This window comes from Streptomyces xanthii, assembly GCF_014621695.1.
Taxonomy (GTDB): domain Bacteria; phylum Actinomycetota; class Actinomycetes; order Streptomycetales; family Streptomycetaceae; genus Streptomyces; species Streptomyces xanthii.
The window spans coordinates 5978304-5991660 of record NZ_CP061281.1 but is presented as its reverse complement, the minus strand read 5'-3'; the positions used below and the strand labels follow the sequence as shown (position 1 = coordinate 5991660).

Below are 13357 nucleotides of genomic sequence, written 5' to 3'. Positions count from 1 at the left end.
CCGTCCTCCACCGGACTGCGGCATGATCTCGGGGTCGGTGGCGGCGGGGCCGTACGGGGCCGGGGGCCGGCCGGCCGAGGGGGTTGGCATGATCGAAGGACCGTACTTCGTGCTCGTGGTGTTCGGGGCCCTGTGGTGCGGGCTCGCCGCGGGCGTCTTCGTCGCGTTCTCGACGTTCGTGATGCGCGGCCTCGGCGCCCTGCCGCCGGACCGCGGGATCGCCGCGATGAACGCGATCAACGTGGCCGCTGTGAACCCGGCGTTCATGGTCGTCTTCCTCGGCGCCGCCGCGCTGTGCGCCGTGATCGCCGTCGTGACGTTCGTGCTCTGGCCCGAGCAGGGCACCGTCGAGCTGCTGCTGGGCTGCGCGCTGTATCTGGTGGGGTCGTTCGGCGTGACGGTGCTGGCGAACGTCCCGCGCAACGAGGCGCTGGCGAAGCTCGCCGGTGACGAGGAGGCCGAGGCGAGCGCCGCGTACTGGGGGACGTATCGGAGCGAGTGGTCGGGCTGGAACCACATCCGCAGCGGCGCCTCCCTGGCCGCCTCCGCCTCCTTCCTGCTCGCGCTGACCTGAGCCGGCCTGAGATGTCCCGCGGCCGGGCCGGACGTATCGTGGCGAAAAGAGCCGCGGCGTAGGGAGACGGCCATGGCCGACCCCAAGGGCTTTCTCAGGACGCCCCGGCGGGAGGCGCCGCGCCGCCCCGTCGAGGAGCGCGTCCGGGACTGGGACGAGGTGTACGTGCCGGGCGGTCTGCTGCCGATCGTCGGCGGGCAGGCCGACCGGTGCATGGACTGCGGCGTCCCGTTCTGCCACGACGCGTGCCCGCTCGGGAACCTGATCCCGGAGTGGAACGACCTGGTCGCGCGGGACGACTGGCGGGCGGCGAGCGAGCGGCTGCACGCCACGAACAACTTCCCGGAGTTCACCGGCACGCTCTGCCCGGCCCCCTGCGAGGCCGGCTGTGTGCTCGCGATCAATCAGCCCGCGGTGACCATCAAGAATGTGGAGCTGGCGATCGCCGACCGCGCATGGGACGAGGGCTTCGTGTCCGTGCGCCCGCCGGAGCGCCTGTCGGGCCGCAGCGTCGGCGTGATCGGTTCGGGGCCCGCGGGGCTCGCCGCGGCCCAACAGCTGACCCGCGCGGGCCACACGGTCGCGGTGTACGAGCGCGACGACCGGCCGGGCGGGCTGCTCCGGTACGGCATCCCCGCGTTCAAGATGGACAAGCGCCGGCTGGAGCGCCGGCTGCGGCAGCTGGCGGACGAGGGCGTGCGGTTCCGTACGTCGACGGAGGTCGGCCGGGACGTCGGGGCGGCCGAGCTGCGGGCCCGGCACGACGCGGTCGTGATCGCCACGGGTGCCACGCAATGGCGCGAACTGGATGTGCCGGGGCGTGACTTGACGGGGATCCACCAGGCGATGGAGTACCTGCCGCTGGCGAACCGGGTGGGCGAGGGCGATCTGCCGGTCTCGCCGCTGAACGCCGAGGGCCGGCACGTCGTGATCGTCGGCGGCGGTGACACGGGCGCGGACTGCCTGGGGACGGCGCTGCGCGAGCGGGCCGCGTCCGTCACCCAGCTCGACATCTACGGCAGGCCGGGCGACGAGCGCGACGAGGAGGCGGAGCCCTGGCCGACGTATCCGAAGCTGTACCGCCTGTCGCCGGCGCACGAGGAGGCGGACGAGCTGGGGTCGTCGCCGCTCGCGCACGCGGACGCGCGGCTGTTCGCGGCGTCGACGCTGCGGTTCACGGGGGACGAGCGGGGCCGGGTGCGGGAGCTGCATCTCGTGGAGGTGGACGCGGGCCGGCGGCCGCGGCCGGGGACGGAGCAGGTGCTGCCCGCCGATCTGGTGCTGCTCGCGCTGGGGTTCCAGGGGCCGGAGCGGCGGCCCGGGGGTCTCGTGGACCAGTTGGGGCTCGGCGCGGACGCGCGGGGCGGGCTGTCCCGGGACGCGGGGTTCGCGACTCCGGTGCCGGGCGTGTTCGTCGCCGGGGACGCGGGACGCGGGCAGTCGCTGGTGGTGTGGGCGATCGCGGAGGGCCGGGCGGTGGCCGCGGCGGTCGACCGGTGGCTGACGGGGGCGACGGTGCTCCCGGCCCCGATCGGTGCGCACGACCGGCCGATGACCGCGTGACGGTCCCCGCGGCCGGCCCGGAGCGGTTCAGGACAGGAGGAAGTCGGCGGCGCCGGCCTTGGCGCCCTCGATGAACGCGGTGATCTCACCCGGGGTGTAGATCAGCGCGGGACCGTCCGGGTCGGAGGACTGGCGCACGGCGACGCGGCCGTCGGCCAGCTTCATGGCCTCGACGCAGTTGCCGCCGTTGCCCCCGCTCCAGGGCTTGTGCCAGCCCTCGGTGCCGAGTTCGCGCGCGGGCATGCCGTTGTAGACCGGCTCGCCGTCCACGCCTCGTATCCGGTCCTTGATCCGGTCCATTCAGAGCTCCTTGCGGAGATCGCTCAGGATCTCCTTTGTGCGTTGTGCCGTCGCGGCGTGCGCCGCCATGCGGTCCATGACCTCCAGGTGGGTGGCCACCTCGGGGCGCGCGTCGAGGTAGACGGCGCCGGTCAGGTACTCGCTGTAGACCATGTCCGGGAGTTCGGGCACGGCGAAGCGGAACAGGACGAAGGGTCCGTACGTGCCCGGGTGCGGGCCGGACGCGAACTCCGCGACCTGAAGCGTGACGTTGGGCAGCTCCATCACGTCGAGCAGACGGTCGAGCTGGGCGCGCATCACGTCCGCGCCGCCGACCGGGCGGCGCAGCGCCGTCTCGTCCATGACCATCCACACGCGGGGCGCGTCCTCGCGGGTGAGCAGGGCCTGGCGCCGCATCCGCAGGTCGACGTGGCGGTCGACGACCTCCGGGTCCTCGACGAGCGCCCGGCCGACGGCCCCGGAGCGGAGCACGCCACGCGCGTAGTCCGCGGTCTGGAGCAGTCCGGGCACGAAGTGCGGCTCGTACGACCTGATGAGGGAGGCGGCACCCTCCAGGCTGACGTACATCGAGAACCAGCCGGGCAGGATGTCGTGGAACCGCTGCCACCAACCCGGCTTGTTCGCCTCCTCGGCGAGCTGTACGAACGCCTCGGCCTCGTCCCGGTCGACGTCGTAGGACTTCAGGAGCAGCTGGAGGTAGGGGATCTTGAGGGCGACCTCGGCGGTCTCCATGCGCCGGATGGTCGCGGCGGTCACGCGCAGTACACGGGCGGCGTCCTCGCGCTTGAGCCCCGCGCTCTCCCGCAGGTCCTGGAGACGCCGGCCGAGCACGACCTGGCCGACCGTCGGCGCGGACCGCGGTTCGCTCACGCCCCTGCCCTCCCAGTAGTCCCTGTGTCGAGTTCCAGCCGCGGAAGAAGACCCGGAACCATCAGGTCACCGGCCGATTCCCCGCGGTCCACCCCCATTGGGCGCCGCGCGACGAGCTGTTGGCAGCAGTGTGCCATGCCCGCTCCGCGCGGCACACTGCACTCTGCACTTTTCAGAGTGGCTCTTGCCAAGTGTTCACGACGGGGAGATAGTGGCAAGCGTGACTCCGTCCGCGCCTTTAGGAACAGCAGCCCGCGAAGCTACGCTCGGTGACCTTTCCGGTACGCCGTTCGGGCCACCGGCCCGCCGCAGCAGCTTCGAACTGGCTCCCCACCCGGGCTCCGCCGCACAGGCCCGGCGCATGACGCGTGCCCATCTCACGGGATGGGGCGCGTGCGAGGACACCTGCGACGCGGCGGCTCTCGTCGTGTCCGAACTGGTCACGAACGCGATCGTGCACACCGCCAGCCGCCGGATCCACTGCGAGCTGCACGAGCTGTGCGACGACGCGGGCGAGCGCGTGCGGATAGCCGTGCGCGACGAGGGCCGGATGCCCGGCGACACCGCTCCGGCGGGCCGTGTCGCACCCGAGGAGGAGCACGGCAGGGGGCTTCTTCTCGTGGCCGCGGTCTCCAGCGCGTGGGGCGCTCAGGAGACCGGGCCGGGCCTGGTCGTATGGGCCGAACTGCCGCGCGACGGAGGGCAGGGCGCCGCCGCGGGCCCGATGCCGGAGGCCTCCGGCCCCGCCGAGTGGTCCTGGTGAACGGCCACTGCGCGCAGCCGGCTTCAACGGCTGCGCGGACGGCCTGAACGTGCTGGTGAACGTCCGCCCCGAGCTGTTCGGCGGAGAACGACGAGCGTGCTGAGCGGGAACGGATGGGCGTGTTGACGACGAGGACGATGCACCTGGACTCGCTGGTCGGCCTCGCGCGGCGACGGCCGATGTCGAGCCCCGTCCCACCGACCCTGCGCCTGGGCGTTCCTGACGGCATGACGGCACCGCTCGGCTGCGACGCGGTGTCCGTCCCCGAGGACTTCGCCCGCGCGATGACGCACCGGCTGCCCCGCATGGGCTGTGTCTACGCGGACGGCGCGCACTGGTGGTGGATCGTGCCCTCGGACTCGGACGTGGCCCTGGAGTGGCCCGCGCCCGCCCGGTACACGACGGGCGCGCTGGTGCCGGACGCCCGGCGCACACCGGCGCTCATCCACTGCCCCGACGGGGCCGTGCCGTACACGCCGCCGATCCCGCTGTACCTGGCCCTGTGCCGGGTGACGGGGACGACGCCGTCCTGGTCCCGCTCGGCGGCCTGAGCGGGCGTCAGTCGACGTACTCGTCGTGGTAGCGCACCGCCGCGCTGCCCGCGGGGGCGCCGAGCGCCGAGGACCGCCCCGCGGGCAGCTCCCACTCCTCCTGCCGCCCGAGTGCGGTGAGGTCCAGCAGGTTCGTGGTGAAACCGATGCCGTCAAGGCCGCGGTCGAACGTCGAGTACGTGTGGAAGACCCGCTCGCCGTCGCGCAGGAAGCAGCTGATCGCGGGGCGCTCCTGGAGGCAGCCGCCGACCTCCACGGTGGTGCCGAAGTCCTGGTTGAAGTCGCTGAGGTTCGAGGAGTACCAGGGCACCGTCCAGCCCATGCGGGCCTTGAACGGCAGGATCTTGGTGAACGGGGCGCGGGAGACGGCCGCGAAGGCGGTGCCGCGGGCCCGCAGGTGCGCCAGGTGCCCGATCTGGTCGAGGAATCCGGAGCAGCTGGGGCAGCCGGCCTCCCACTCGGGCGCGAACATGAAGTGGTAGACGACGAGTTGGGTCCGGCCCTCGAACAGGTCGAGCAGCTCGGCCTTGCCGTCCGGCCCCTCGAAGACGTACAGCTTGTCGATCTCGACCATGGGCAGCTCGCGCCGTCGCGCGTTCAGTGCGTCGCGCGCCCGGGTCGCCGCCTTCTCCAGTGCGAGCAGTTCCTCGCGGGCGGCGCGCCACTCCTCGTGCGTGACCACCTTCGGCAGCCCCATGGTTCCTCCTCGGATCGGGGTCTCTGGGAGGTGTGACCGGGGGTGTGCGCGGAACTCATCGCTGCCGCCGAAGTTTTTTTCCGTCAATTCTCGTGGGGTTCTCGGGGGTTCCCCGAATGTTCGCTGAGGGTGCACTGTTGTCCGCTGAGCCCGACACCATCACAATGCTCATGCCAAACATGGCGCTCGGTGCACCACTCTCACCTCGGGAGAGGAACCCCCCACTATGAAGAAGTCTCTCGTCGGCGCGCTCTTCGGCGTGCTCCTGCTGGGCGCGACCGCCGCCCCGGCCACGGCCCTCGGCGACACCGCAACGTCCCAGCACACGGCGAAGGTCAAGCCCAGGGCCGTCAGCTTCGCCGGCACGGTGGCGCTCAGCAACTGTTCCGGCTCGGTCGTGCGGGTGCCGAACTCGCAGCCGACCGACCCGGCCCTGGTGATGTCCAACGGCCACTGCCTGGAGTCCGGTTTCCCCGGCCCTGGCGAGGTCGTCGTCGACCAGCCCTCGACCCGCAGCTTCAGCCTGCTCAACTCGTCGGGCAGCAAGGTCGCGACGCTGCGCGCGAGCAAGGTCGCGTACGGGACGATGACCGACACGGACGTCTCGCTGTACGAACTCACCAGCACCTACCAGCAGATAGAGAGCTCCTACGGCATCAAGGCCCTGGAGCTGTCCGCGGACCACCCCACCCAGGGCACGGCGATCAGCGTCGTCTCGGGCTACTGGAAGAAGATCTACAACTGCTCGATCGACGGCTTCGCCTACCGGCTCAAGGAGGGCGAATGGACCTGGAAGGACTCGGTCCGCTACACCTCGGCCTGCGACACGATCGGCGGCACCTCCGGCTCCCCGGTGCTCGACCAGGCGACCGGCAAGGTCGTCGCGGTCAACAACACCGGCAACGAGAGCGGTGAGGAGTGCACGGACAACAACCCGTGCGAGGTGGACGAGAACGGCCAGGTGACCGTGCGCCAGGGCATCAACTACGCCCAGCAGACGTACGGGATCGTGCCCTGCGTCGGCACGGGCAACAAGATCGACCTGTCGGCTCCGGGCTGCGCCCTGCCCAAGCCGTGACCTGACCGGCCCGTCCTCGCGCCCCGCCCCACAGGGGGCGCGGGGACGGGTCTCCGGCACCGGTGTGACACTGGGCGCGTGACCAGGGACGACACGGAACCGGACGACGGCGGATGGCCGGACGTCGCGGGCGACACCGCCCTGACGATCCACGTCCCGGAGGCGGACGCGCTGGTGCGCACCCCGTCCCGGGCGCACGTCACGGTGCTCTACCCGTTCCTGCCGCTCCCCCGCCTCACCGGCGCGCCGGACGCGCGACTGGCCGCCCTCTTCGCCTCCGTGCGCCCCTTCACCCTGACCTTCCGCGAGACGCGCCGCTGGCCGGGCGTCCTGTACCTGCCGCCGGAACCGGACGATCCGCTGCGCGCCCTGACGAAGGCGGTCCGCGATCTGTGGCCGGAGGCCGTCCCCTATCGCGGTGTCTTCGGGCACGAGGGCCTCGACCCGCATCTCACGCTGGCGAGCGGAGACGGTACGGACGCGCTGCCCGCTCGCGACTTCACCGCGGCCCTGCCCGTCCGGACCCGGGTCGAGGAGGTCCGGCTGATCGTGACGGACGGCCCCGGGACCGGCTGGCGGGACGTCCGCGCGTACCGGCTCGGCGGCGCTCAGCCCTGACCGCGTACCGCGCGCACGACACCCTCCAGCAACTCCTGTGCCCGGTCGACGAGTCGGCCCGGGTCGGGCTCGGCGAGGACGTCGTCGATGCCCCGCAGTCCGGCGCGGGCCAGCAGCCGCTTCTCGTTGGTGACCCATTCCCCGCGCGCGGCGAGCACGGCGTGCGCGGCCTGCATCGCGGCGACGCTCACGGCGCCGAGGACCTCGGCGCGGCCGCCGTTCGGCACGTTCCCCGCGCGCGCGTACGCGAGTGTCATGGCGGCCTTGCCCCACCATTCCCCGGCGGCGGCCTCGCGCAGCGCCGCCGGATACCGGTCGACCGCGGGAACCGTGCCGCGCAGGACACGGTTGAGGGCGAGTTCGGCGACGACGAGGTAGCTGGGGATGCCGGCGAGGTGGAACATGAGCGGCTCCCAGCGGAACCGGCCCGCCTCGGCCTCCTTCACCTCGTGCTCGACCTCGTCGAGGTCGCGGTAGTGCACGTCGACCCGCCGCCCGTCGACGACGAGCCAGGCGCCGCCGTTGAACACGCCGCCGCCCCAGCCGCCGATCTCGGATGCCTCGCCCTCCCAGCCGAGGTCCCTCAGGTCCTGCGGGTCGAAGGGGCCCCGGTAGTACACGGCGAGGTCCCAGTCGCTGGACTCCTTGTGCGTGCCCTGGGCCCGCGATCCGCCGAGCGCGACGGCGTGGACGTGCGGCAGGGCGGCGAGGCGGTCGGCGAGGGAGTCGAGGAAGGCGGCGTCCTGGTCGAGGGCGCTCTCGGTGGTCTCGGGGTCCATGGGACAGCACCGTAGCGGGAGTTCGCCGCCGGTCGGTTGTCAGTACCCCGCTGTACGGTGGCCGCAGTTCCACACATGATCCACATCCACGGGGGATGCGCAGCCATGAGTTCGACCTTGCGCGGGCCGAGTGCCCGGCACCCCGCCGCGCGGTCCGGGCGGCGGCCCGGGTGTCTGGCGGCGCCGTTCGTCCTCGCGGGCCGCGTCTTCCGGCCGGCCCGCCCGGACCGGGTGACCGACGGTGCCATCGAATCGGCCCAGATCGCCCGCACGGCCATCGGGATCGTGGCGACGCTCTGGCTCGTGTACGCGTACCCGATGCGCCAGTCGGTCGGTTCGTTCGCGATGGACAAGTTCGCGGAGACGCTGCTGAGCACGGGGGTCCTCGTGGTGGCGGGGCCACTGGCGCTCGCGGTGTTCGTGGCCGCCGCGCGTCCGCCGCTGAGGGGCGTGTACCTGCGACGGCTGAGCGGTCCGCTGCGCGGCTTCGCGGCACTGCTCGCGGCCGTACTCGCCCTGGCGCTGCCCTCGTTGACGAACGGGGGCGTGGCGCTGGACGGGCCGCTGTACTACGTGTTCCTGATCGCCGGGCTGCCGCTCGTCCTGTTCGCTCTGCCGTTCGCGCTCACCGCGTGCGTGCTCTGCGTCCACCACGCGTTCCGCACCGCCGACGTGCACGAGGTGCTGCCGCCGCTGCTGTCCCCGCTGCTGGTGTGGGCCATGTTCGGCGTGCAGGTGCTCGACGACGCGCCGGTCGCCGCGCCGCTGCCGGTACGGATCCTGTTCCTGGTCGGCCCCCCGCTGTCGGTGACGGCCCTGTCCTGGTGGGAGCTGAGACGGCTGCGCACGCACTTCGGCATCACGCTGCGCGGGGCACTGAACCGCCAGGGGCCGGCGCGCCCGTGAGCCGGGGCGTGCTGTTGCGGGCCAGTTCCAGCGCGCCGCTCTCCCACCACTGGCCCGCCGGGGGCCCGCCGCGGCAGGTCCCGTCGGACTCGCCGGGCCGCTTGATCCAGAGGTAGGCGTCGAGGGCGGGGTCCGCCGTCCCGGTGGTGGGCGGGGTGCCGAGGGCGCGGCCGGGCGGGTTGCACCAGGCGTCGGTGCCTTCGTAGGGGCCGTTGCCGTTGCGGCTGCTGTCGATGACGAAGTGCGGGGTGCCGCCGAGCGCGGCGAGGAGCCGGTGGCCGTAGGCGGACGTCTCGGCGTTCGTGCGGTAGTTGGCGACGTTCAGGGCGATGCCGGTGGCCGCGGCGACGCCCGAGCGGCGCAGGGGGTCGACCAGGCGGGCGGGGTCGGGGATCCAGCCCGCGTTGCCGGCGTCGAGGTAGACGCGGGTGCCGGGGCGGGCGGCGAGGCGCTGGACCGCGTAGGACAGGAGGGCGTAGCGCTCCTCGGTGTCGGCGCCGGGGCAGCCGGCGACGGCCGAGGCGACGGCGTCGGGCTCCACGACGACGTAGGCGCCGCCGCTGCCGAGGCCGGAGGCGAGGGAGTCGATGTAGGCGCGGTAGGCGGCGGCGTCGGGGGCGCCGCCCGCGGAGTAGGAACCGCAGTCGCGGTGCGGGATGTGGTAGGCGACCAGGACGGCGGTGCGGCCCGCGCGGGCGGCCGCCTCGGTGACGGCGCGGGCGGTGGGGCCGGGATCGGTCCCGCCCAGCCAGACCGCCTGGGGGCGGCCGGCGATGCGGTCGACGAGTTCGGCGTCGGCGGTGCGGTCCTGGGCACGGTACGCGGCGGCCTGGCGGGCCGCCGCGCTGTCCGGGTCGACCCAGAAGACGGCACCGGCCCGGGCCCCGTGCCCGGCCGCGGCCGGGGCGAGACTCAGCAGCGCCGCCAGCAGAACGCCCAGTACCGGGCGCGAGGACTTGGCCATGGCCGGATGATGCTCGGACCCCGCCCGCGCCGGGTGTCCCGAGGGCCCCGGCGCAGAAAGGTGCACCCGTTCGGCGGCGCGCGTCACTGCGGCCGGGGGCCGCTCCGGCGAGCCTGCGAGCCTGCGAGTTCAGACCTCGACCGCGTCCGCCGGGTCCACCGGCTCCGCCGACGCCGACTCCGCTCGCTCCGCGCGGCAGATCAACCCGTAGAGGAGCGCCGAGACGGCAGTGCCGATGAACCAGGAGTACGCGGCGACCGAGTCGAAGTACGGGACGAGGGCGAGGACCACGGCGAGGCCGGCGGAGGGGACGAAGGCGGCCAGGGCCTTCGGGTTGACGCCGCCGCGGTAGTGGTAGCGGGAGCCGGGCGTCGCGTCGAAGAGGGCGCGGTCGTCGATGCGGCCGCGCTTCACCCAGAAGTAGTCGAGCATGATGATGCCGAACAGCGGGCCGAGGAAGGCCCCGAGGCCGCCGAGGAAGTAGTTCACGACGGTCGGGTTGGAGTAGAGGTTCCACGGCGTGACGACGAGGGCGAGGACCGTCGAGATCGCGCCGCCGACCTTGAAGCTGATCTTCTGCGGCCAGACGTTCGCCAGGTCGTAGGCGGGCGAGACGAAGTTGGCGACGATGTTGACGCCCATGGTGGCGACGGCGAAGGTCAGCGCGCCGAAGACGAGGACCCAGGTGTTGCCGATGCGGGCGACGAGGAGCGCCGGGTCGGTGATCGCCTCGCCGAAGACCTCGACGCTGCCCGCGGTGACGACGACGGAAAGGACCACGAACGCCGTGGAGTTGATGGGCAGGCCCCAGAAGTTGCCGCGCCGCACGGTCCTGTAGTCGGGCGCGAAGCGGGAGAAGTCGCAGAAGTTGAGCATCAGCGTGCCGTACGTGGCGAGGATCAGGCCGATCGCGCCGAACCACTGGCGGAACTGCTCGCCGGAGGAGACGGGGTGCGGGGTGGTGGTCAGCGAGATGGTCCAGCCGGCTTTGGCCCAGATCCAGACGGCGAGCGCGAGCATCACGATCCAGATCGCGGGTCCGCAGAAGTCCTGGAACTTGCGGACGGACTCCATGCCGCGCGTGATGATCAGCGACTGCACGAGCCACAGCGCGAGGAAGGACGCCCAGCCCAGGGCGTGCAGGCCGAGGAAGGAGTGCTCGGTCCAGGACTTCATCCCGGGGAAGGCGGCGAGCACCATCACGTTGACGGCGACGGAGGCCAGATAGGTCTGGATTCCGTACCACATGATGGCGATGACGGCCCTGATCAGAGCGGGGATGTTCGCGCCCCAGACGCCGAAGCTGATGCGGCTGACGACGGGGAACGGGACGCCGTGCCGCTGACCGATACGGCCCATCGCGTTGCAGCCGGCGTAGATGAGGACGAAGCCGATGAGCAGCGCGCTGAAGACCTGCCAGGCGTTGAGGCCGAGGACCAACAGGCCTGCCGCGAAGGTGTAGTTGCCGAGGTTGTGGACGTCGGACATCCACAGGGCGAAGAGGTCGTAGACCTTCCATTTGCGCTCCGCGGCGGGCGCGAGGTCCTCGTTGACCAGGCGCGGGTCGGGAGTGAAGGCGGCGGCCTGCGTGGGCGTGGGTTCGGCCACGGGCATGGGGTACCTCCCAGAGTGCTGTGACGAGCAGCGTGCTGTGACGAGCGGTGTGCTGTGACGAGCGGAGAGTGCTGTGACGCGCAGCGAAAGGGGTTTGGTATACCAAAGCGGCGTCATCGTCCCGCTCCGAGCGGCGCCCGGCAACGTCCCTACGGTTACGGCTCGGTAAAACCACGGCCCCGGCCCCCGCGGGCGATCGGGGAAGATGGGCGCATGGCGACGGCGGAACCCCTGGGGGCGGTGCGCGAGCACGTGCTCGCGACCCTGCGGCAGGACATCATCGGCGGACGGTCACGCCCCGGCGAGCGGCTGGTCGAGCGGGAGCTCGCGGAGCGCTTCGGGGTCTCACGGGTGCCGGTGCGAGAGGCGATCAGGGCGCTCGTGACGGAGGGCTTCGTGACGTTCGAGACGCCGCGCCGGGCCGTCGTGCGCACGCTGACCCGCACCGACGTGACCGAACTCTACGAACTGCGCGAGGTGTTGGAGGTGCACGCGGCCGGGCTCGCCGCGCAGCGGGCGGGCCGGGACGGACTGGACCGGCTCGCGGACCTGCTCGACGTGGCCGCGCGGGCCACCGAGCGGGACGACGCGGACACCCTCACGGACGTCAACTCCCGCTTCCACGACGCCCTGTTGGCGGCGGCGGGCAACAGTCTGCTGACCGACGTGATGCAGCCGGTCGGCGGCCGGCTGCGCTGGCTGACCCGGCGCAACGAGGAGTGGGCCCAGCAGCTCGCCGAACACCGGGAGCTGTACGCGGCGGTGGCCGCCGGGGACGCGGAGCGGGCCAGAGCGGTCGCCCTGGCCCACGTCCGCACGAATCACCGCTCCACGGTCCGCCACCTGTTCGACGACGCCGCGGACGACTAGGGCGCGTACGGGAGCACGCGCGAGGGCACGCACAAGGACGCGCACGAGGACGCGTACGAGGACGCGTACGGCACGACTCAGAGGACGGCGAGCCGGTCCACGACGAGCTGGGCCCGGCGCTCGACGTCCGCGGCGGGGAGACGGCCGGCCCGGGTCAGGGTCGCCTGGCCGTGCAGGGCCGCCCAGAACACCTCGGTGAACAGCCCCGGGTGCACCCCCTCCCCCGCGACCTCGCCGAGGGTCTCCATGAGGGCGGCGAAGGCGTCCTTCAGGGGTTCCGGGGTGTCCTCCCGCGCGTACGGGAGGCCGCCGTCGAGCTGGAACAGGGCGTCGTAGACCGCCGGGTTGCGTGCGGCGAAGTCGAGATAGGTGCGGGCAAGGGCGGTGACGCGCTCGCGCGGACCGTCCGCGGCGGCGGTCGCCGCCCGCACGGCGACCGCCAGCTCGGCGGCTCCCTGGAGGGCGACGGCGCCGATGATCTCGCGTTTGCCGCGGAAGTGGCTGTAGAGGACGGGCTGGCTGTATTCGATGGCCTCGGCGAGCCGGCGGGTGGTGACGGCGTCCCAGCCCTGCTGCTCGGCGAGTTCGCGGGCGGTGTCCACGATGAGGCGTTCACGGTCCGCCCGTTCGCGCTGCTTGCGCTCCTGTACCGACATGACGCGATCCTAGCACCGCTAGACAACCGAGCGACATTAGGTCTAGCGTTGCCTCATCAGCTAGCAGCGCTAGAAAGTTGGAGGGGTCAACATGCTCGCCGTACTCGAGGTCGTCACCGTCGTGGCCGTCGGCCTGATGGTCGGGGTGGAGTTCTCCGTCGCCTTCGTCATGAACCGCATCTTCGACGCCCTTCCCGACGACAGCGACCAGATGGCCCGCTCCCACGGCGGCCGCATGCTCGGCGCCCTGATGCCCTTCTGGTACATCGGCTCCGTCGTCCTCTGCGCCATCTGGGCCGTCGCGGGACGCCACCACGAGGGCACCGGCCTGGTGGCCGCCGGCGCCGCCCTCCTGATCGTCAGCGTGATCATGTCGATCCTCCTCCTCGTCCCGATCAACAACCAGGGCAAGAAGTGGACCCCCGAGACCCGCCCCGCGGACTGGAAGGAGCAGATGAACCGCTGGGACCGCTACCACTACGTCCGCGTCGCCGTCATCGTCGCCGCCTTCACCCTCCTCGTCACCGCCCTCGTCTGAGAGGGGCGCGAGGAGC

General features: G+C 72.3%; 16 protein-coding genes. 9 read left to right on the top strand and 7 right to left on the bottom strand.

The window, feature by feature from the left end:
* The first annotated feature begins 88 nt into the window (after positions 1-88).
* Together IAG42_RS27005 and IAG42_RS27000 are read left to right on the top strand one after the other, a co-directional pair.
* Complete coding sequence (locus IAG42_RS27005; RefSeq protein WP_188339553.1) at positions 89-574, top strand: anthrone oxygenase family protein; 486 nt, start codon at positions 89-91, stop codon at positions 572-574.
* A 72-nt stretch (positions 575-646) separates the two neighbouring features.
* A complete protein-coding gene (locus tag IAG42_RS27000) occupies positions 647-2137 on the top strand; it encodes a glutamate synthase subunit beta (protein ID WP_188339552.1) in 1491 nt (496 codons plus the stop codon).
* A 27-nt stretch (positions 2138-2164) separates the two neighbouring features.
* On the opposite strand, the gene IAG42_RS26995 is transcribed toward IAG42_RS27000, so the two are convergent.
* Both IAG42_RS26995 and IAG42_RS26990 read right to left on the bottom strand, forming a co-directional pair.
* Positions 2165-2437 carry a DUF397 domain-containing protein gene (locus IAG42_RS26995; RefSeq protein WP_188339551.1) on the bottom strand — a complete coding sequence of 91 codons (273 nt, stop codon included), beginning with the start codon at positions 2435-2437 and terminating at the stop codon, positions 2165-2167.
* Positions 2438-3307, bottom strand: a complete 870-nt coding sequence (locus IAG42_RS26990) for a helix-turn-helix domain-containing protein (protein ID WP_188339550.1) — start codon at positions 3305-3307, stop codon at positions 2438-2440. It lies immediately after the preceding gene.
* Between the two features lie 361 nt (positions 3308-3668).
* On the opposite strand from IAG42_RS26990, the gene IAG42_RS26985 reads away from it, so the two are divergent.
* Positions 3669-4070 carry an ATP-binding protein gene (locus tag IAG42_RS26985; RefSeq protein ID WP_384621553.1) on the top strand — a complete coding sequence of 134 codons (402 nt, stop codon included), beginning with the start codon at positions 3669-3671 and terminating at the stop codon, positions 4068-4070.
* 113 nt (positions 4071-4183) lie between these two features.
* A complete protein-coding gene (locus tag IAG42_RS26980) occupies positions 4184-4621 on the top strand; it encodes a hypothetical protein (protein WP_188339548.1) in 438 nt (145 codons plus the stop codon).
* A 7-nt stretch (positions 4622-4628) separates the two neighbouring features.
* Here the strand turns inward: IAG42_RS26980 and IAG42_RS26975 are convergent, their stop codons facing one another.
* Positions 4629-5318 carry a DUF899 domain-containing protein gene (locus IAG42_RS26975; protein ID WP_188339547.1) on the bottom strand — a complete coding sequence of 230 codons (690 nt, stop codon included), beginning with the start codon at positions 5316-5318 and terminating at the stop codon, positions 4629-4631.
* Positions 5319-5544: 226 nt separating this feature from the next.
* Between IAG42_RS26975 and IAG42_RS26970 the strand changes: the two genes are divergently transcribed.
* Together IAG42_RS26970 and IAG42_RS26965 are read left to right on the top strand one after the other, a co-directional pair.
* A complete protein-coding gene (locus tag IAG42_RS26970; protein ID WP_188339546.1) occupies positions 5545-6396 on the top strand; it encodes a S1 family peptidase in 852 nt (283 codons plus the stop codon).
* Between the two features lie 78 nt (positions 6397-6474).
* Positions 6475-7014, top strand: coding sequence for a 2'-5' RNA ligase family protein (locus tag IAG42_RS26965; RefSeq protein ID WP_188339545.1), 540 nt, complete (start codon positions 6475-6477; stop codon positions 7012-7014).
* Here the strand turns inward: IAG42_RS26965 and IAG42_RS26960 are convergent.
* On the bottom strand, positions 7005-7793 hold the full coding sequence (locus IAG42_RS26960) for a nucleotidyltransferase domain-containing protein (protein WP_188339544.1): 789 nt from the start codon (positions 7791-7793) through the stop codon (positions 7005-7007). The genes IAG42_RS26965 and IAG42_RS26960 overlap by 10 nt on opposite strands.
* A gap of 105 nt (positions 7794-7898) precedes the next feature.
* Here IAG42_RS26960 and IAG42_RS26955 point away from each other — a divergent pair, with 105 nt between their 5' ends.
* Positions 7899-8699 (top strand): hypothetical protein, encoded by an 801-nt coding sequence (locus IAG42_RS26955; RefSeq protein ID WP_188339543.1) that lies wholly within the window; start codon positions 7899-7901, stop codon positions 8697-8699.
* Here the strand turns inward: IAG42_RS26955 and IAG42_RS26950 are convergent.
* Together IAG42_RS26950 and IAG42_RS26945 are read right to left on the bottom strand one after the other, a co-directional pair.
* Complete coding sequence (locus tag IAG42_RS26950; RefSeq protein WP_188339542.1) at positions 8653-9663, bottom strand: glycoside hydrolase family 6 protein; 1011 nt, start codon at positions 9661-9663, stop codon at positions 8653-8655. The genes IAG42_RS26955 and IAG42_RS26950 overlap by 47 nt on opposite strands.
* 129 nt (positions 9664-9792) lie before the next feature.
* Positions 9793-11277, bottom strand: a complete 1485-nt coding sequence (locus IAG42_RS26945; protein ID WP_188339541.1) for an NCS1 family nucleobase:cation symporter-1 — start codon at positions 11275-11277, stop codon at positions 9793-9795.
* Positions 11278-11490: 213 nt separating this feature from the next.
* On the opposite strand from IAG42_RS26945, the gene IAG42_RS26940 reads away from it, so the two are divergent.
* Positions 11491-12147: a GntR family transcriptional regulator gene (locus IAG42_RS26940; protein ID WP_188339540.1), complete on the top strand. Its 657-nt coding sequence runs from the start codon at positions 11491-11493 to the stop codon at positions 12145-12147.
* A gap of 77 nt (positions 12148-12224) precedes the next feature.
* Here the strand turns inward: IAG42_RS26940 and IAG42_RS26935 are convergent, their stop codons facing one another.
* Entirely contained in the window at positions 12225-12803 is a 579-nt protein-coding gene (locus IAG42_RS26935) for a TetR/AcrR family transcriptional regulator (protein ID WP_188339539.1), read from the bottom strand.
* A gap of 91 nt (positions 12804-12894) precedes the next feature.
* Between IAG42_RS26935 and IAG42_RS26930 the strand changes: the two genes are divergently transcribed.
* On the top strand, positions 12895-13341 hold the full coding sequence (locus IAG42_RS26930; protein WP_188339538.1) for a DUF1772 domain-containing protein: 447 nt from the start codon (positions 12895-12897) through the stop codon (positions 13339-13341).
* Positions 13342-13357: the final 16 nt, after the last annotated feature.

Excerpts from the sequence above, each read along its gene's own strand:
- IAG42_RS26930 (WP_188339538.1), top strand. The coding sequence starts at position 12,895 with ATGCTCGCCGTACTCGAGGTCGTCACCGTCGTGGCCGTCGGCCTGATG.
- IAG42_RS27005 (WP_188339553.1), top strand. The coding sequence starts at position 89 with ATGATCGAAGGACCGTACTTCGTGCTCGTGGTGTTCGGGGCCCTGTGG.
- IAG42_RS26995 (WP_188339551.1), bottom strand. The coding sequence starts at position 2,437 with ATGGACCGGATCAAGGACCGGATACGAGGCGTGGACGGCGAGCCGGTC.
- IAG42_RS26950 (WP_188339542.1), bottom strand. The coding sequence starts at position 9,663 with ATGGCCAAGTCCTCGCGCCCGGTACTGGGCGTTCTGCTGGCGGCGCTG.
- IAG42_RS26985 (WP_384621553.1), top strand. The coding sequence starts at position 3,669 with ATGACGCGTGCCCATCTCACGGGATGGGGCGCGTGCGAGGACACCTGC.
- IAG42_RS26955 (WP_188339543.1), top strand. The coding sequence starts at position 7,899 with ATGAGTTCGACCTTGCGCGGGCCGAGTGCCCGGCACCCCGCCGCGCGG.
- IAG42_RS26945 (WP_188339541.1), bottom strand. The coding sequence starts at position 11,277 with ATGCCCGTGGCCGAACCCACGCCCACGCAGGCCGCCGCCTTCACTCCC.
- IAG42_RS26975 (WP_188339547.1), bottom strand. The coding sequence starts at position 5,318 with ATGGGGCTGCCGAAGGTGGTCACGCACGAGGAGTGGCGCGCCGCCCGC.
- IAG42_RS26970 (WP_188339546.1), top strand. The coding sequence starts at position 5,545 with ATGAAGAAGTCTCTCGTCGGCGCGCTCTTCGGCGTGCTCCTGCTGGGC.
- IAG42_RS26935 (WP_188339539.1), bottom strand. The coding sequence starts at position 12,803 with ATGTCGGTACAGGAGCGCAAGCAGCGCGAACGGGCGGACCGTGAACGC.
- IAG42_RS26980 (WP_188339548.1), top strand. The coding sequence starts at position 4,184 with ATGGGCGTGTTGACGACGAGGACGATGCACCTGGACTCGCTGGTCGGC.
- IAG42_RS26960 (WP_188339544.1), bottom strand. The coding sequence starts at position 7,793 with ATGGACCCCGAGACCACCGAGAGCGCCCTCGACCAGGACGCCGCCTTC.
- IAG42_RS26940 (WP_188339540.1), top strand. The coding sequence starts at position 11,491 with ATGGCGACGGCGGAACCCCTGGGGGCGGTGCGCGAGCACGTGCTCGCG.
- IAG42_RS27000 (WP_188339552.1), top strand. The coding sequence starts at position 647 with ATGGCCGACCCCAAGGGCTTTCTCAGGACGCCCCGGCGGGAGGCGCCG.